Source organism: Escherichia sp. GZ89 (assembly GCF_019366485.1).
Lineage (GTDB): Bacteria > Pseudomonadota > Gammaproteobacteria > Enterobacterales > Enterobacteriaceae > Escherichia > Escherichia fergusonii.
In genome coordinates this window covers 55,286-71,126 of sequence record NZ_JAEOHX010000004.1, presented here as the reverse complement: position 1 = coordinate 71,126, position 15,841 = coordinate 55,286, and the positions used below count along the sequence as shown (strand labels likewise).

General features: G+C 51.9%; 18 protein-coding genes. 2 read left to right on the top strand and 16 right to left on the bottom strand.

The window, feature by feature from the left end; all coding sequences use genetic code 11:
- Positions 1-3: 3 nt before the first annotated feature.
- The gene (locus K0335_RS08645) at positions 4-399 is read right to left on the bottom strand and encodes a YraN family protein (RefSeq protein ID WP_000246848.1); all 396 of its coding nucleotides are present in this window, start codon (positions 397-399) and stop codon (positions 4-6) included.
- Positions 357-2,384, bottom strand: coding sequence for a penicillin-binding protein activator LpoA (gene lpoA, locus K0335_RS08640; RefSeq protein ID WP_104919912.1), 2,028 nt, complete (start codon positions 2,382-2,384; stop codon positions 357-359). Before lpoA ends, K0335_RS08645 begins: the two co-directional genes overlap by 43 nt.
- 64 nt (positions 2,385-2,448) lie before the next feature.
- Between lpoA and rsmI the strand changes: the two genes are divergently transcribed.
- The gene (gene rsmI, locus K0335_RS08635; RefSeq protein WP_032281647.1) at positions 2,449-3,312 is read left to right on the top strand and encodes a 16S rRNA (cytidine(1402)-2'-O)-methyltransferase; all 864 of its coding nucleotides are present in this window, start codon (positions 2,449-2,451) and stop codon (positions 3,310-3,312) included.
- A 49-nt stretch (positions 3,313-3,361) separates the two neighbouring features.
- On the opposite strand, the gene K0335_RS08630 is transcribed toward rsmI, so the two are convergent.
- From K0335_RS08630 to kbaZ, 12 genes are all read right to left on the bottom strand, one after another.
- Positions 3,362-4,129, bottom strand: a complete 768-nt coding sequence (locus K0335_RS08630) for a galactosamine-6-phosphate isomerase (RefSeq protein WP_072157066.1) — start codon at positions 4,127-4,129, stop codon at positions 3,362-3,364.
- On the bottom strand, positions 4,130-4,921 hold the full coding sequence (gene agaD, locus K0335_RS08625) for a PTS galactosamine transporter subunit IID (RefSeq protein WP_104919913.1): 792 nt from the start codon (positions 4,919-4,921) through the stop codon (positions 4,130-4,132). It lies immediately after the preceding gene.
- Positions 4,911-5,714 carry a PTS galactosamine transporter subunit IIC gene (agaC, locus tag K0335_RS08620; RefSeq protein ID WP_104919914.1) on the bottom strand — a complete coding sequence of 268 codons (804 nt, stop codon included), beginning with the start codon at positions 5,712-5,714 and terminating at the stop codon, positions 4,911-4,913. The genes agaD and agaC overlap by 11 nt, the downstream gene beginning before the upstream one ends.
- 39 nt (positions 5,715-5,753) lie before the next feature.
- Complete coding sequence (gene agaB / locus K0335_RS08615) at positions 5,754-6,230, bottom strand: PTS galactosamine transporter subunit IIB (protein ID WP_000098011.1); 477 nt, start codon at positions 6,228-6,230, stop codon at positions 5,754-5,756.
- A gap of 166 nt (positions 6,231-6,396) precedes the next feature.
- Complete coding sequence (gene kbaY / locus K0335_RS08610; RefSeq protein ID WP_000022766.1) at positions 6,397-7,257, bottom strand: tagatose-bisphosphate aldolase subunit KbaY; 861 nt, start codon at positions 7,255-7,257, stop codon at positions 6,397-6,399.
- A gap of 12 nt (positions 7,258-7,269) precedes the next feature.
- Positions 7,270-8,424 (bottom strand): AgaS family sugar isomerase, encoded by a 1,155-nt coding sequence (locus tag K0335_RS08605; RefSeq protein WP_104919916.1) that lies wholly within the window; start codon positions 8,422-8,424, stop codon positions 7,270-7,272.
- A gap of 350 nt (positions 8,425-8,774) precedes the next feature.
- Positions 8,775-9,908 (bottom strand): N-acetylglucosamine-6-phosphate deacetylase, encoded by a 1,134-nt coding sequence (gene nagA, locus K0335_RS08600; protein ID WP_104919917.1) that lies wholly within the window; start codon positions 9,906-9,908, stop codon positions 8,775-8,777.
- The gene (gene agaF / locus K0335_RS08595) at positions 9,905-10,339 is read right to left on the bottom strand and encodes a PTS galactosamine/N-acetylgalactosamine transporter subunit IIA (protein WP_032303830.1); all 435 of its coding nucleotides are present in this window, start codon (positions 10,337-10,339) and stop codon (positions 9,905-9,907) included. Before agaF ends, nagA begins: the two co-directional genes overlap by 4 nt.
- Before the next feature lie 17 nt (positions 10,340-10,356).
- The gene (gene agaE, locus K0335_RS08590) at positions 10,357-11,235 is read right to left on the bottom strand and encodes a PTS N-acetylgalactosamine transporter subunit IID (RefSeq protein ID WP_001295548.1); all 879 of its coding nucleotides are present in this window, start codon (positions 11,233-11,235) and stop codon (positions 10,357-10,359) included.
- On the bottom strand, positions 11,225-12,004 hold the full coding sequence (gene agaW / locus K0335_RS08585; RefSeq protein ID WP_000406214.1) for a PTS N-acetylgalactosamine transporter subunit IIC: 780 nt from the start codon (positions 12,002-12,004) through the stop codon (positions 11,225-11,227). Before agaW ends, agaE begins: the two co-directional genes overlap by 11 nt.
- Before the next feature lie 10 nt (positions 12,005-12,014).
- The gene (agaV, locus tag K0335_RS08580) at positions 12,015-12,488 is read right to left on the bottom strand and encodes a PTS N-acetylgalactosamine transporter subunit IIB (RefSeq protein ID WP_032303829.1); all 474 of its coding nucleotides are present in this window, start codon (positions 12,486-12,488) and stop codon (positions 12,015-12,017) included.
- 22 nt (positions 12,489-12,510) lie between these two features.
- Positions 12,511-13,791 carry a tagatose-bisphosphate aldolase subunit KbaZ gene (gene kbaZ / locus K0335_RS08575; protein ID WP_104917761.1) on the bottom strand — a complete coding sequence of 427 codons (1,281 nt, stop codon included), beginning with the start codon at positions 13,789-13,791 and terminating at the stop codon, positions 12,511-12,513.
- A gap of 248 nt (positions 13,792-14,039) precedes the next feature.
- Between kbaZ and agaR the strand changes: the two genes are divergently transcribed.
- Positions 14,040-14,849 carry an aga operon transcriptional regulator AgaR gene (gene agaR / locus K0335_RS08570; protein WP_000072187.1) on the top strand — a complete coding sequence of 270 codons (810 nt, stop codon included), beginning with the start codon at positions 14,040-14,042 and terminating at the stop codon, positions 14,847-14,849.
- Between the two features lie 54 nt (positions 14,850-14,903).
- Here agaR and yhaV read toward each other — a convergent pair whose 3' ends face one another.
- Both yhaV and prlF read right to left on the bottom strand, forming a co-directional pair.
- On the bottom strand, positions 14,904-15,368 hold the full coding sequence (gene yhaV / locus K0335_RS08565; protein ID WP_000347270.1) for a type II toxin-antitoxin system ribonuclease toxin YhaV: 465 nt from the start codon (positions 15,366-15,368) through the stop codon (positions 14,904-14,906).
- Positions 15,368-15,703, bottom strand: coding sequence for a type II toxin-antitoxin system antitoxin PrlF (gene prlF / locus K0335_RS08560; protein ID WP_104919918.1), 336 nt, complete (start codon positions 15,701-15,703; stop codon positions 15,368-15,370). Before prlF ends, yhaV begins: the two co-directional genes overlap by 1 nt.
- Positions 15,704-15,841 lie beyond the last annotated feature (138 nt).

Here is a 15,841-nt window from a genome sequence, read left to right as displayed (position 1 = left end):
TAATTATGAGTGGTCATTAAAGGCATCCTTAATCCACTCAACCTCATTCCCGGTGAAGGCTACCACATCGAACCGGCAATCCACAGTATCAAAACTCCCATTATGACGCGCGAGCCACAAGCGGGCAGTCTGTAATAATTTGTGTTGTTTGCTGCGGGTCACACTGGCCGCCGCACCGCCGTAAAGGGCAGATCGGCGGTAACGCACCTCGACAAAAACGGTGGTCTGGCCTTCACGCATTATCAGATCGATCTCGCCGCCACGCTCGTTCACGTTAGCGGCGACAAACCGCAGTCCTTTGCCTTCCAGCCAGCGACGCGCTTGTACTTCCCACGCATCGCCGGTTTGTTTAGTGGTTAACTGGCGGGGACTACCTGACCTTGTTGGTACTGTAGCCATGATAACTTCCTGTTAATCACGCAATCCGGGTTCGCCGTCAGGCTGCCGGTATTGCCGTTGATTTCAAAACCCTGAACCTGGCGCATTTGTGAGAAATGATTTGCCAGCGACCAGGCATCGACGCCCATCGCATACATGCGAGCCAGTGAATAATCGTTATTCACCGCGCTGAGTGCCTGCTGCATTAACGGCAGATTACCGCCTGCCAGCATCGGGATTTCGCTGTACTGCAGACCTTCCATCTCCAGTCGGAAATCCGGGCCAGCGGTGCCTTGTGCGCTACGGGAACTGGCGTACAGCGTCGCACCGCTGTGACTGCCGTTACGCATGGCGATCATCGGTTTGATAAAGGCGATTTCGCCCGGCGTTGCCACAATGTAGACCGCATCGACACGACCGCCATTGTTAGTGAATTGAGCGTCGGTGGGTGTCGTTTGCAGGGTTGGGTTACCCGTTGCCGCGCCAGAATCGACAGTCATGCTGGTGGCTACCGGACTACCCGTTAACGCAATCCCTGAACCACCATTCACGCCCGCGCGTAATTCATTGGTGGAACCAAATTTCTGCTGTAAAACCGTGCCGCCGCCCAGTTTCTGCCACTCCTGCGCAAACGCATTAGCTACGCGATCGCCCAACGAACTGCGTGGGATCAGCACCAGCGGCGCTTGTTTACCCTGGTCACGAATATGACGCGCCGCATCGCGCGCTTCATCTTCTGGCGACAGCGCGAAGTAACAGATATTGGCGCGGTTTTCGATATTTTCCGGCTGATTCAGTGCCAGCACGTTCAGTGGAGTGTTGCTCTTAAGCAACTCTTCAACGTTATTTTTCAGCAGCGGACCGACCACAATGCTCGCGCCATCCTGCTGGACCTGGCTTAAGATCTGGCTAAGCGGTTGTGATGAGGTATCGTAGATTTTCAGTTCTGCGGATGGATTCGCTGGCGCGCTTACCGCTGCGGTGGTTGCTGCCGGGGTGCTTACAGGCACTGGCTGTGCCGCAGGCTGTTCACCAGTCAGATCGCTAACTGAGGCTTGTGCCGGGCTGGCAACGCCGTCTACGGTTTGCGGCTGAGGTTGTTCTGCTACGTCTGCGGCAGCTACCGGAGCCGCTACTGGCTGAGTGCCGATATTTTTCGCCGCTTCAAAGCCTTGCTGAATAGTGCGACCAAATACCGCAGCCTGACCATTGAGTGGAATCAACAGGGCTATTCTATTGGTTGACGCGGGTTTAAATGCTTTTACGTTTACCAACTGCGTTGGCAGCATTTTCGCGCCCGGATTGTGCGGATAACGTTTCTGCCAGTCGGCAATCCCGGCTTTCATCATGTCGGGATCGTTACGGTTATCAAACCAGACACGCTGCAGATCCAGCCAGCCTTGCAGAATATTTTCGTCGGCGTTGATCACCAGCGTATTCGCCTGATCCTGCGTCATGGAGGAGAGCGCTTGCCAGGTGGCGTCGATATTTTTCTGTTTTTCTTTTGCACCGAGCAGGGGTTCCTGAGCAATTAACGCGCGCAGTAAATCAATGGAAGGACGCCCCTGACTGGCATCGATTTTTGCCTGCCAGTAACGCGCCTGCTGGTTTTGTTCTAAATCGGCAGGTGTCATTTTAGCCAGCAAGTTTTGCGCGCCAGCAAAATCTTTCTGCGCCAGTTTAATCTCTGCCGCCAGCAGTGTTTTCTCGCGACGCTGAGAATCGTTCAGTTCTTGCGGTAGTTGGTTAAACAGCTCCACCGCCTGCCCGGTTTTACCTTCTTTCACCAGTGCACGAATGGCGAGTAATTGCCAGTTGATCCTGGTATCATCAGAGCTTTGCTGCATCTGTTGCAGGTAAAAGGCAGAATCAGCCTGCGCCGTTCCCTGCATATAAGCAGTGGACTGATCGGGAGTATGGGTGCCACAACCGGCGAAAATCAGGGCTGCCAGAACAACAGGCAGACAACGCGCGGCTTTCAAACGAGAAAATGTTGAGGGTACCATAATGTATCCAGTGATATTTTTTTTACGCAATGCTCAATATTAAATCGGCAATACGGACGACACAATGAAACAACACCAATCGGCGGATAATTCTCAGGGCCAGCTTTACATCGTACCAACACCGATCGGCAATCTGGCGGATATCACCCAGCGTGCGCTGGAGGTGTTACAGGCTGTAGATCTGATTGCCGCCGAGGATACTCGTCACACCGGTTTATTGCTGCAACATTTTGGGATTAATGCCCGGTTGTTTGCGCTGCACGACCATAACGAACAACAAAAAGCCGAAACGCTGCTGGCGAAGCTGCAAGAGGGGCAAAACATTGCGCTGGTTTCCGATGCCGGAACGCCGCTAATTAACGATCCTGGCTACCATCTGGTGCGTACCTGCCGTGAAGCGGGGATTCGCGTGGTGCCGCTACCCGGGCCGTGTGCTGCTATCACTGCGTTAAGCGCCGCAGGTTTACCCTCTGACCGTTTCTGTTACGAAGGCTTTTTACCTGCCAAATCAAAAGGCCGCCGTGATGCGCTAAAAGCCATTGAAGCGGAGCCGCGCACGCTGATTTTTTATGAATCTACCCATCGTCTGTTAGATAGCATGGAAGATATCGTTGCGGTATTAGGCGAATCCCGCTACGTGGTTCTGGCGCGTGAGCTCACCAAAACCTGGGAAACCATTCACGGCGCGCCCGTTGGCGAGCTGCTGGCGTGGGTCAAAGAAGATGAAAACCGCCGCAAAGGTGAAATGGTGCTGATTGTTGAAGGCCATAAAGCACAGGAAGAAGACTTACCTGCCGATGCCCTGCGCACGTTGGCGCTGTTGCAGGCAGAACTGCCACTGAAAAAAGCGGCGGCGCTGGCCGCAGAAATTCACGGCGTGAAGAAAAATGCGCTGTATAAGTATGCGCTGGAACAGCAGGGGGAGTGATTACAGGCGTCGCAGCAAGAATAGAGCTGCAACGCCTACACCGGGCGATTTAACGACGACACATCTCATCAATCATGCATGTGAAATAGTTATGCAGCCATAAAAACGAAGCCGGGATAGCGGTAGAGACTTTAGCCGTGAGAAAACGTTCTGTCGCATCCTGCTTTCCTTCGCCAGTTATCAGTAACAAAACTTCGCGGGCATTGAGAATATCCTTCAGGCCTAAAGTGATCCCACGAGTCACGGGACGGCCCGCGGTTTTTAACATCTCATGTTGTTGCGTTCTGGTATCAAGCTGGCTGATATGGCTTGCTGGTTGCAGACTTTCTCCCGGTTCGTTCAGCCCAAGATGGCCGTTTTTTCCCAATCCGAGAACGCATAAATCCAGACCGCCTTTGCGCGCAATCAGGTTCGTTACCCGTTCGCACTCTGTCTCATTTATCTCTTCAGAGCGAAAGCTGATGAGCTGGTCTTCACGTAGCCCCAGCGGCTGCACGATATGCTGTTGAAGGAAAGTTTCGCAGGTGCCAGGCATCGTTAATGGCAGATCCACCCATTCGTCGAGCTTCACGAAGGTCAGTTGGCTGACATCAACCTGCTGCTGGTGGATTTTTTCTACCAGATAATGATACGTCAGTAATGGCGTGGCTCCGGTCGCCAGGCAAATCACAGCATCCGGTTTGCTACGGATCACGGCCAATAAATATTCGCTGGCACGTTCACTTAACGCCGTATAGTTTTCAACTTGTTGAAGGGTTTGCACAGGATGAAATTCCTTTAGTAAAGAGGCACCACCAGACGCAGTGCCTCGTTCCATTTACAAAATGCCGAATGCGGAACAAACAATAGAGAGCACAAAAGTCACGCCGATTAACAGCACCGGATGCGCTTTTTTCACCCGCAGGAAGTAATACATCAACAGGGTGTAGGCCATCGGTAAAATGTTCGGGAAGACTTTATCGAAGAAATCCTGCTGCAGCGCGACGCTGTGGGTACTGTCGATGGCAAACGATGTCACCACGTTAATATGCACATACGAAGCGATCAGCCCGCCGATTACCGTGATCCCGAGGATGGTTGCCGAACGAGCAATCATCTGCGAGTTCTCTCGCACTTTATCGATCGCCTTCACGCCGACTGAATAACCGACGTGGGTCCAGCCGACGCGCAGGAAGAAGATAAGCAGGTAAACGGCGAAAAATAGAATCGGCCCCAGCAAGTTTCCCTGGCTGGCAAATGATGAGCAAATTCCCGCCATAATCGGCAATAAGGTAAACCAGAAAATCGCATCGCCAATCCCGGCGATTGGGCCAAACAGTGCCACTTTGAGGCCTTTAATGGTGTCGCGGTTTTCTCCTTTTTCTTCCATCGAAATTAATAACCCCATCAGGAATCCGACCAGATTCGGGTGAGTATTAATAAATTCGAGGTTATCTTTCATCGCCGCGCTTAGGCCCGGTTTGTCGTCCTTATAAATCTTTTTCAGGAGCGGCAACATCGCCCAGGTAAAACCGCCCGCCTGCATCCTTTCGTAGTTAAAGCTCGCTTGCAGGAGTGACGAACGAAAGCCCAGACAGGTGATATCTTTTTTACTGATTTCAGATCCCATTGCTGTAGTCCTCTTCTTCATTTTTACTGGCAACGGGCTGCGGTTGCGCTTGCTGCCGGGATTTCGCATTGAAAAACTCATACACCGCAAAGCCTGCGCCCAGTACGGCAACCGGCAACAGGTTGCTGACCTGGATGTAGCAAACAAACAGGAAACCGGCGATCAGGTAAGGGATATATTGCGCTTTGAACATTACGCGCAGCAGCAAGCCAAAACCAACGGCAGGCAGAATACCGCCAGCCACTTCAAAGCCGTGGGTCAGCCAGGCGGGCATCGCTTTCACCAGCGCCTGCATCGCCCCCTGTGCCAGGTAAGTACAGAGGAAAGCAATCACCGCATACGCTGAAGCGACGATGAGCATCGTTGTCCAGTTAAGTCGGGAAAACGCTGCCGTATCCGCATCTTTCGCGCATTTATCGGCTTTGGTCATAAATAATGAGAAAGCGGAATAGAAGAACAGAATGACGTACTGCATTAACAAACTAAACGGCAGACCAAGACCAATTGCCGTTTTGGCATCGACGCCCGTAGACCATGCAATGACGGTGGTCATCAGACCCGCCATAATTGGGTTGGGCGGCTGAACACCACCTGCGGGGGTTAATCCGGCGAAAGCCAGTTCTGTCAGGCCACCGGTAATTAAGCCAGTCTGAATATCACCGAGAATAGCACCTGTAAGGGTACAAACGATTATCGGGCGGAATAAAAATAAGGCTTCCAGCCAAAAATCAATCCCCAGAACGAAAACTAACGCCGCCAGGGATAATCCCTGAATTAGGGTTATTTCATGCATTTTTATTACCTCAAACCAGTATTAAGGCGATTTTTGAATTTAGTCAGGGATTTGTTCTTTTTGATCGCCGGGGACGTCCTGAATAAAAATATTCACACCGCGTTGTTTAATAAAGCGTAAGTCCGCGAGATCTTGATCGTCGATATAAACTTTACTGCTGATTTGCTTTTTACCTTCCGAGAAATGCATATTGCCGACGTTGACATCTTTCAGGTCAATGCCACCTTCTATCAATTTACGTACCGTTTGCGGCGTACGGCAAATCAAGAAGATTTTCTGATGCGGTGCAGCTTTGCCGATGACGTTAATGGTTTTTTCGATAGTAAAGAAACGAATGCCAAAGCCGTAGGTTTCCGCGGTAATACCCATTAATTTCTGTTGAATATCATCGTTAGCGACAACATCATCCACGACTACCAGCAGATTTGCACCGATGGTAGATGTCCAGGTCACACCAACCTGACCGTGAACCAGACGGTTATCAATACGGGTTAAGAGAATATTTGGACTGCTCATTGTGTAATCCTCACCATAAAGTTGAATAATATAATTTTTTTAAATATATTATTGTTGCGATATTTTACTGATGTATTTATTAAGGTTTAGTTATCTCCTTTACCATTAAGGCACTCCCCGATATTAATCGGGAAGTACATTGGGATAAATCATAAAAAACTAATGATTATGCTGAAATTCGATTTGCTGAACCACAGACATTAATTTTATTTCTGACAACTTCTTTCATCGCATCCATACCGACGCGCATATAATAACGAGGATCATTACCCTGCGGATTTTCCGCAAACCAGGCTTTAACCGCGCCAGCGAAGGCTATTTTTAATTCTGTGGCAACGTTCACTTTTGTGACGCCAAGTTCAATAGTGCGACGGACAAATTCATCTGGAACATCGCTGGCACCATGCAGCACCAGAGGAACATCCACCACTTCACGAATTTCCGCCAGCCGCTGGAAATCAATCTTCGGCGTTTTGCTGTATAAGCCGTGCGCCGTACCAATCGCTACCGCCAGGCTGTCGACGCCAGTCAGTTCGACAAAGCGTTTAGCTTCTTGTGGATCGGTCAGGAATGCACTTTCGGCGTCAACGCTCATGTCATCTTCAACACCGCCCAGGCGGCCCAGTTCTGCTTCCACGCTGCAATCCTGTGAGTGGCAGAAGTCGACAACCGATTTCACCAGCTTCACGTTCTCAGCAAACGGGAAGTGGCTGCCGTCGATCATCGCACTGCGCACGCCTGCGTGGACTTTACGGCGAATATCATCCAGCGATTCGTGGTGGTCGAGATGCAGCGCCAGTGGCATGTTGTAGGTTGTGGAATAGGCACTACACAGGGCGTAGATCTCTTCCAGCGCGATATGTTTAAAGGTCCCCGGCGTCCCGGCGAGGATCACCGGCGATCGCATTTCACTGCACACTTCGAGGATCGCCTGGATCGTCTCGGCGTTATGAATGTTAAAAGCAGGCACCGCGTAGCCATTGGCCTGGGCGTCCTGTAACAGATATTTGGTGGAGATAATGCTCATAATGCGATCCTCTTATGCCTGCCACGGATGAATGATTACGCCTTGCACCACACGGTTAACGGTACCGCTGGCTGATGGGGTATCCGGCGTATTGCCCATGTGCAGCGACTGCATCAGTGCAAACGTCTGGGCGTACATCAGGAAGCAAAATGCCTGCTCAACGTCGATAAAGTGACGTGACGGCGGCAGGATGATATGTGGACCGGCGGTAATAACGTCGTTGCCTTCCGCGGCGATGGCGATTACGCGCATTGCCTGGTTGTCACGGCGGAGTTCTGCCAGCAGATCAAGATCATACTGACGCGTATAGGGGTGGCTGGAGACAAACACCACCACCAGCGTTTCGTCATCGACCAGTGATTTAGGCCCATGACGGAATCCGGTCGGGGAATCATAAAAGGCCGCCAGTTTACCCGCCGTTAGTTCAAGCACTTTCAGCGCCGACTCGCGTGCTGCACCCTGTAATCCACCACTGCCGAGATAAACGATCCGTTTCCACGGTGCGTAACCAAACACACCTTCGCTGAAATCGCCCAGTGAGGTCAGGATTGCCTGGCAACGATCCGCTACGTCGCGGAAGGTCTGGCTATTGATTGTCTCAGGTGCGAAAACCGCGAGGCAGCTGGCCATCATAGTGGTAATGCTGCTTGTCATCGCAAAGCCGCGATCGTGCGTTTCTGCGGGCATCAGCAGGGCAAACGCGTTGTCGCTGTTGATCGCGTTTTGGTAAAGAGCGCCCGCTTCGTTGCAGGTGATCGGCAGGTGATAGCATTCCGGTACAAACTGATTCGCCAGTTCCACGGCGGCGACGCTTTCCGGGCTGTTGCCGGATCGACCGAAGGAGATCAACAGCAGTGGATGCGCTGGGTTCAGGTATTCCATTGGATTGGTGACCAGATCGGTGGTCGGTACGGCGCTGACGTTTTTGCCGGTATGGCTGGCAAGCCACGGCGCGATGATGTCACCGATAAATGCCGAGGTTCCGGCTCCGGTCAGGATGATCCGCAGATTCTCTTTGCGCAGTAACGGTTCAAGGAAGTTATTGAGCGCTGTACGTAACGCGTCGATGTTGGTGAGTGAACGGAGCCATGCGCGAGGCTGATGGCGGATCTCTTCTTCAGTCCATGTGCCGGTGGTGGCGGCCGCTGGGGTGTAATTTTCTGGCATAACTCAATCCTTAGTCTGATGAACTTGACTTCCGGCATTGCAGGCTTTGCTTGCCTTTCGTTTCATTTCACTTGGTGATTCGTTTCGTTGATTAAAATCTATAGAAAAGAAATCGAAAGTTCAATGGAGAAAAAAGAAATAAAACGAAATTTGTGATCATTGAAAGAAAAGACAAGGGAAGATTAAAGGATTGCGTGATGACGTCGCTATGTGTACCGATTGCTGGAAGCGGCGTACCGTAGAGCGGATAAGACGCGCCAGCGTCGCATTCGACACCACTGCACAGATTAAAACGAAAGAAAAAGAAAGGCCTTACGGGGGAAGTGAAGGCCCAATAAAGGAGCAAACCATCAAAACGAAGCTAATTGACCCTGAATCCAGATTTGTTGCACATGCAGTCCGCTATCCAGCGCAACGACGCTGGCGCGTTTGCCCGGTTTAAGTGATCCCAAAACACCATCAACACCCAGCATTCGCGCCGGATGCAGCGACGCCATATGGATGGCTTCCGCTGGCGTTACGCCCGTCAGCTCGACCATATTGCGAACAGCCGCATCAACAGACAGCGTACTGCCCGCCAGTCCACCGGACGCGGTACGGACAACGCCGTCGTGCATCTGCACCTCTTCACCACATAACGTATATTGACCATCCGGCATCCCGGCTGCCTGCATCGCGTCGGTGATCAGCACGATTCTCTCTTTCGCACAGCAACAACACAGCGACATCGCCGCCGGATGTACATGATGCCCATCGGCTATCAATTCCAGCCAGGCGCGCTTGTCCGTTAAACCCGCGCCAACCATTCCCGGTTCGCGGTGATGTAATCCTGTCATCCCGTTATAGCAATGCACCAGGCCGTCGGCACCAACATCAAATGCGGCGCGGGTTTGTTGCCAGGTTGCTGCGCTATGTCCCAGCATTACCCGCACGTTCTGCTGTTTAAGATGACGAATGGCTTGTAACGCGCCCGTTTTTTCCGGTGCCAGCGCCACCACGCGCAAGGTATGCCGTGAAACAGCAATCAATTGATCCAGCTCGGCAATTTCCAGCTCGCGAAACAGCTCCGGCGGATGTGCGCCTTTATTCTGCGGCGTGAAGTACGGTCCTTCGAGGTAACTCCCCAGCACTTGCGCACCAGGTCCACCGCGCTGGCAGCGTAGAGCAATACGTTCCAGCGCCGCATGAATGGTATTAAGCGGCGCGGTTACGGTAGTCGGCAACCAACTGCCGACACCTTCCCGTGCCTTGTGCATTGCCAGCTTGTCGAGCACATCCGGCGCGTCATCCATAACATCAACGCCCGCACCACCGTGTACATGGGTATCGATATAAGCGGGGCAGAGCAGTTCCGCATCGCGTTCAGCCACGCCCACTGGAATCGGTTCGATTGCTGCAATTACACCGTCAGCAATATGCAACTGATGATCATCAAGCCAGCCCTCCTCAGTCAGCAGTCTTCTGGCGCGCAGAACGTGTGTCATATTCCTTCCTCGACCGGACATTCTTCATGGCAGCGGCCTAATTCATCCACCAGACTGGTCAGCCCACGGTGTCCACACTCCAGCGCCTGTACACGGAATTCTTCACCGCTTAACCCTTCGCGCTCCAGCACCATTTCCAGCAACAGTTGCAAATTGGTGCCGGTGATCACTTCATAGCCCGGTTTTTGCATCGCCAGCGTTGAAGCCACGCGAAACGGTGTGCCGCCCAGCAAATCTGTCAGAAAAACAATGCCGTCTTCACAATCCAGTTGGGCGATGGCCTCTTCAAGCTGCGATGTAAGCAGCGCAGTGCTTGAGGTTTCCGGAAAATCAATGGCGATAAACTGCGACTGCTCGCCGAGGATTTGCTTCATTGCTTTTTCCATGCCGCTGGCAAATCCGCCATGCCCTGTCAAAATAATACTTAACATCTAATACCTCATTGTATTTAAAGGAAATGACAGAATTTACCGACGATGCCAAGAACCACGGTAACCGCAATCAGGCGCAGCGGACTCCAGCCGCGGCGTACCAGCCAGAACATGGTCAGGGTGTAGACCAGCGGTAAGAAGGCAGGCATCAGTTTGTCGATAACGTCAGCCTGCAGCTTAACCACTGCGTCGCCCGCCGTGATTTCCAGCGTGGTGCTTAAACGAACATAGGTTGCCACCAGCGCGCCGATCACCGTCATCCCAACGATAGACGCTGCATGGCCGACTTTTTTGGTATTCGCTTTAATGAGTGGGATCGCCGCCACGCCCATGCGGTAAGCATAATGCGCCAGACCAAAACGCAGCCCCAGGTGTACCACGTTAAACAGCACAATAAACACGACTGCGCCAAGAATAGAGCCTTGCAATGCCAGACTGGCACCAATCCCGCCACAAATCGGCAGTAAAGTTAGCCAGAACATGGCATCGCCAATCCCGCCGAGCGGCGCACCGACGGCAATTTTGGTGCTCTGAATACTGTTAACGTCCTGCTTAGAACGCTCCATCGCGAGGATAATGCCAATAACAAACGTCACCAGAAACGGATGGGTATTGAAGAAACCCATATGCCCCTTCATGGCGCGCGCCAGGTCGCGTTTATTAGTGTGGATCTTTTTCAGAGCAGGCAGCAGACCGTACAACCAGCCGGAAGCCTGCATACGCTCGTAGTTAAAAGAAGCTTGTAACAGCATGGAACGCCAGGCGACGCGGTTGATATCTTTTTTTGTTAGCTCCGCGCCAATGCTCTGATCTTCGTATACGTTTTCATTGACGCCTGTCAGTAGTGTCTCTTCATTTTCGCTGACGTTCGGCAGGGTGGTTTGATTAGATGCCATCTTCAAATTCCTCTTTCTGTGCCGCAGGTTGAGTCGGTTCAGGAGATTTACGCAGCAGGTCGATCAGCGCCATCGCCAGCGCGGCGGCAGCAATAGCCAGCACCGGTAACTTGAGCCAGGCGGCGGCAACGAAGCCCAGGATGAAGTAGGGGATGTAGACGTTTTTCATCATGATTTTCAGCAGCACGGCAAAACCGATTGCTGGCATGATGCCGCCCGCGACGCCAAGGCCGTCGATTAACCGTTGCGGCAGGACATCAATGATGGTTTTTGCATGTTCCGCGCCGAAGTAGATAGGCAGGAAAGCGCAGAGAAAATAGAACGTGCCGAGTGCCAGCAATGCCAGATAGTTCACGCGTTCAATGCCGCGAGTATCGGCGTTCTCCGCCATCCGGTCGCAGCGGGACATCACGCCAGACATCACCGAGAACAGGAAGGTAATCCCCATCTGTACTGCGACAGCGAAAGGTACGGCGACACCGACCGCGACATCCGGTTTCACGCCAGTAGTAATGGCAAACGCCGTGCCGACGATAGTTCCGATAATCACGTTAGGCGGCTGTGCGCCCGCCAGCGGTGCCAGCCCCATCCACACCAGTTCCAGCGTACCGCCGGTTAAAATACCGGTATGCAGATCGCCAAGCACCAACCCAACTAACGGGCCTAGGACCACCGGGCGGTGCATATGGGTCAAGCCGTTAAACATATCCAGGCCAGCGATAAAGGCGATAATGCCCAACGCAAATGCCTGCAACAGACTGATTTCCATAATGAATCCCTCAAAGTAATTTAAAGAGGTCCACAGCAGGTTCTGTCGGAACGCCCTGAACGAAGCATTCCACCCCAGCGGCTTTCAGGTCGTTAAATGCCGCGATATCGCTCGCATCCACAGAAACCGTTTTGGCAATTTGCTGCTTGCCATTGGCATAGTGCATGTTGCCAACGTTAATGCGACTCACCGGGACCCCACCTTTAACCAGCGTCAGGAAATCGGCAGGTGTTTTACAAACCAGCAGAATTTTCTGCCGATCGGCGGCGCGGTGGATGTTGTCGATCACTTTTTGCAGCGTCCAGAAACGTACGGCGATCCCTTCTGCCAGTACCATTTCCATCAGGTTTTGTTGTACCGGATCTTCGGCAACCTCATCATTGGCTACCAGCACCAGATTTGCCCCCGCAAATCCGACCCACTGAACGCCGACCTGACCGTGAATCAAGCGTTCATCAATCCGGCTTAAAACAATATTTGGCATAGCGTGTTCCTCTTTGTTTTGGTTATTGGCCTTCACAGGCTGTGTGGTACTGCGCCAGGATGTCCTGAATATGGTTGATAATGAGTTCCCGTGGCGTTGGCTGCAGCTCGCCGGAGCGAACTTTCACGTATTGCAGCGGCAGGTACTGACTGATGAGCGGCAGCGGAATTGGTGCATCCGCCAGGTTACGAACCAGATGGGCGAAAGCGTCATCAATCTGGCTGTCCGGCCAGTAGTAGCGCACGCGATCCGAGTAGCTATAACCACGCGCCAGGCGTCGCGCGTTGCCATCACCGTGGTAGTGGCTTTGCCAGTATTCCGGGCGGTCGAGCATCACGTTTTCCAGCACCTGACGCAGACCGGAACAGGCTTTTGCTGGCACCAGTTCTTCTTCAATCGCCGCCAGAGAGAACAGAGCTTCACGCAGGGCGAAGGTGAGCGCCGGACCAACTTTCAGAATGGCAAAGTGGTCAATCACCAGCTGGCGCAGCGATTGCGGCGTTTGGTAATCGGTAGAGTGCGCTTCGAAAATCAGCGTTTCGTAGTTTTCGACCATCTGGCTTAAGGCGGTCGCTTTAGCTGGCTGATAATCAATAACGTTGGTGTGATCGAATTCGACGCCGGGTTGTACCACCAGAGCAATGATGCGTGGCCAAATGGCATTCAGACCTTGCTTTTCAAAGGCGTGACGATGGGCTTCCAGCGTGGCGCGGGCGGCATCCGGCGTAGTGACCGCCAGCTCGCTTAAGGTTTCATGCGCGCCGCCAGGTACCGGCACTTCGGTACCAATGACATACACCAGATCGGCTTCGCCAAAGTGTTCACGGCAGGTTTCTTCCGCGACTTTAGCCAGTCGGGCGGCGCGTTCAGCCACGATGTCATCGGTTAAGGGAACCGGATCGTCCTGACAGGACATGCTGCAATCAAGGTGAATTTTTTTGAATCCTGCCGCCACGTAGCTTTTAATCAAATCATCGGCATTGGCCATTGCCTGAGCGGCAGGCAGATTTTGCCAGCGGTTTGGCCCCAGATGGTCGCCTCCCAAAATCAACGCATCCTGTGGGAAATTCAACGAGTCGGCGAGCTGACAAACAAAACCGCGAAAATCGGCGGGCGTCATTCCGGTATAACCGCCGAACTGGTCCACCTGATTGGAGGTTGCTTCAATCAGTAACGGCGTTTGGTTTGCACTGGCGTAGCGGATTGCAGCTTCCAGCACCAGCGGATGTGCGGAACAAACGGCATAAATCCCATTTGTTTTGCCCTCTTTGTGCTGTCTCACCATTTCTGTCAAATGTTTCACTTTCCTCTCCAGTTCAGATTACTGCGATATTAATCTTTCGTTTTGTTTCAGTTGATACTGCGTCATGGTGAGATAAAAATAAAACGAAAGATAATAGTTTTCTGATCTGATTCACAAAAGAAACATAATGAAAGTCACTGAAACGAGAGTAGCTTGCGTCAATGGGCAAGGTGGGCTTGCATTTGCTCAATAGAAAGGCGTTAATAGGCAAAACGAAATGAAACGAAAGTTTTACGAAAGGACTTACTATGAGTAATACCGACGCTTCAGGCGAGAAGCGAGTGACAGGCACCAGCGAGCGACGAGAACAAATCATTCAGCGCCTGCGACAGCAAGGGAGTGTGCAGGTTAACGATCTGTCGGCATTGTATGGCGTATCTACTGTGACGATCCGCAACGATCTGGCGTTTCTGGAAAAGCAGGGGATCGCTGTGCGGGCCTATGGCGGCGCGTTGATCTGCGATAGCACGACGCCGTCAGTCGAGCCATCAGTGGAAGATAAAAGCGCGCTGAACACGGCGATGAAACGCAGCGTTGCGAAAGCTGCCGTTGAGTTGATTCAGCCAGGTCATCGGGTGATCCTCGATTCCGGGACCACCACTTTTGAGATTGCTCGTCTGATGCGCAAGCACACTGACGTAATTGCGATGACCAACGGTATGAACGTGGCCAATGCCTTGCTGGAAGCGGAAGGCGTTGAGCTGCTGATGACCGGCGGGCATCTGCGGCGTCAGTCACAATCTTTTTATGGCGATCAGGCTGAACAATCGCTGCAAAATTACCACTTCGACATGCTGTTTCTCGGGGTAGATGCTATTGATCTGGAGCGCGGCGTCAGCACGCATAATGAAGATGAAGCTCGTTTAAATCGCCGGATGTGCGAAGTTGCGGAACGGATCATCGTGGTCACCGATTCCAGTAAGTTCAACCGTTCCAGTTTACATAAGATCATTGATACTCAACGTATCGACATGATCATTGTTGATGAAGGCATTCCTGCGGATAGTCTGGAAGGCCTGCGAAAGGCTGGGGTTGAAGTGATTCTGGTCGGGGAGTGAGAAAGGGTGCCCGCTGGTCAACACGAATGCGTTCGGCGGGCATTGTGAATATTATCAATGGGCTTCTTCTGTCTCTCGGGTGAGGGTTTCCCAGTCGGCAGGAGGATGTCCTCTTTTTAACATTTTGCTGAATACGGTATAGGCATCTGTTTTTTTACCGTAGGTGCGCAGAGTGTTTTCATCGTTCATCCATCCCAGAATGATGACTTTCTCTTTTTCGCTGTAACGAAAGAAGAGACGATAACGACCAGCACCAAATTTTACCCGTGACCAGTCTTTATTTTTCCCAGAGCCTAACGACTTGCCATGACGGAATGCCGGTGATGATGGATTGACCGTGATATGCTCCTCAATCACTTTATGGACTACCGCCAATAACTTTGTGGCGGCTTTTCTCTGATAATTTTCAGGATCTTTTCCCTTTAATGTCTCGACTTCGGCAACTAAAGCGTCGTAGGTTTCCTGAAAACAGGGATGAGCATATAGCGCCCAACCATTAACCCTTTGTGGAAAATCCATTATTCGTCGTCGCCAATCTCATCATCAATGTTGACGTCCATGCCAGCGACAAGTTTCCTTCCTTGTTGAATGTCGAATGGACGAGTTTTTTGCGGGTTGTTCTGGATATCTGCATCCAGAAAACGCAAAAATGCATTCATAGTATGATCCTCCTGTTCATCTCCCAGTCGGCACATAAATACTTGCCCACCAGGCAGAATTTCGTAATGAATGCTGTCCAGCCCTGGCTTCAGTTTTAAGGCCTCACGCACTGGCGCGGGGATAGTTGTTTGTCCGCGTATCGTGACCTTTGATTCAGTGGTCAGTACAGCGTTAGAGCGAGCATTAGCGGGCATTATTCACTGTCCTTTTACAGCCTGTTTTCTGCTCAAATTATAAGCTTGAACTACGGTAATGCAAATGCATTATTAATGGATGTGGGGACTTTAAACAATAAAAACATGGCACTAAGGCCATGTTTTGCGAGGCGCTTT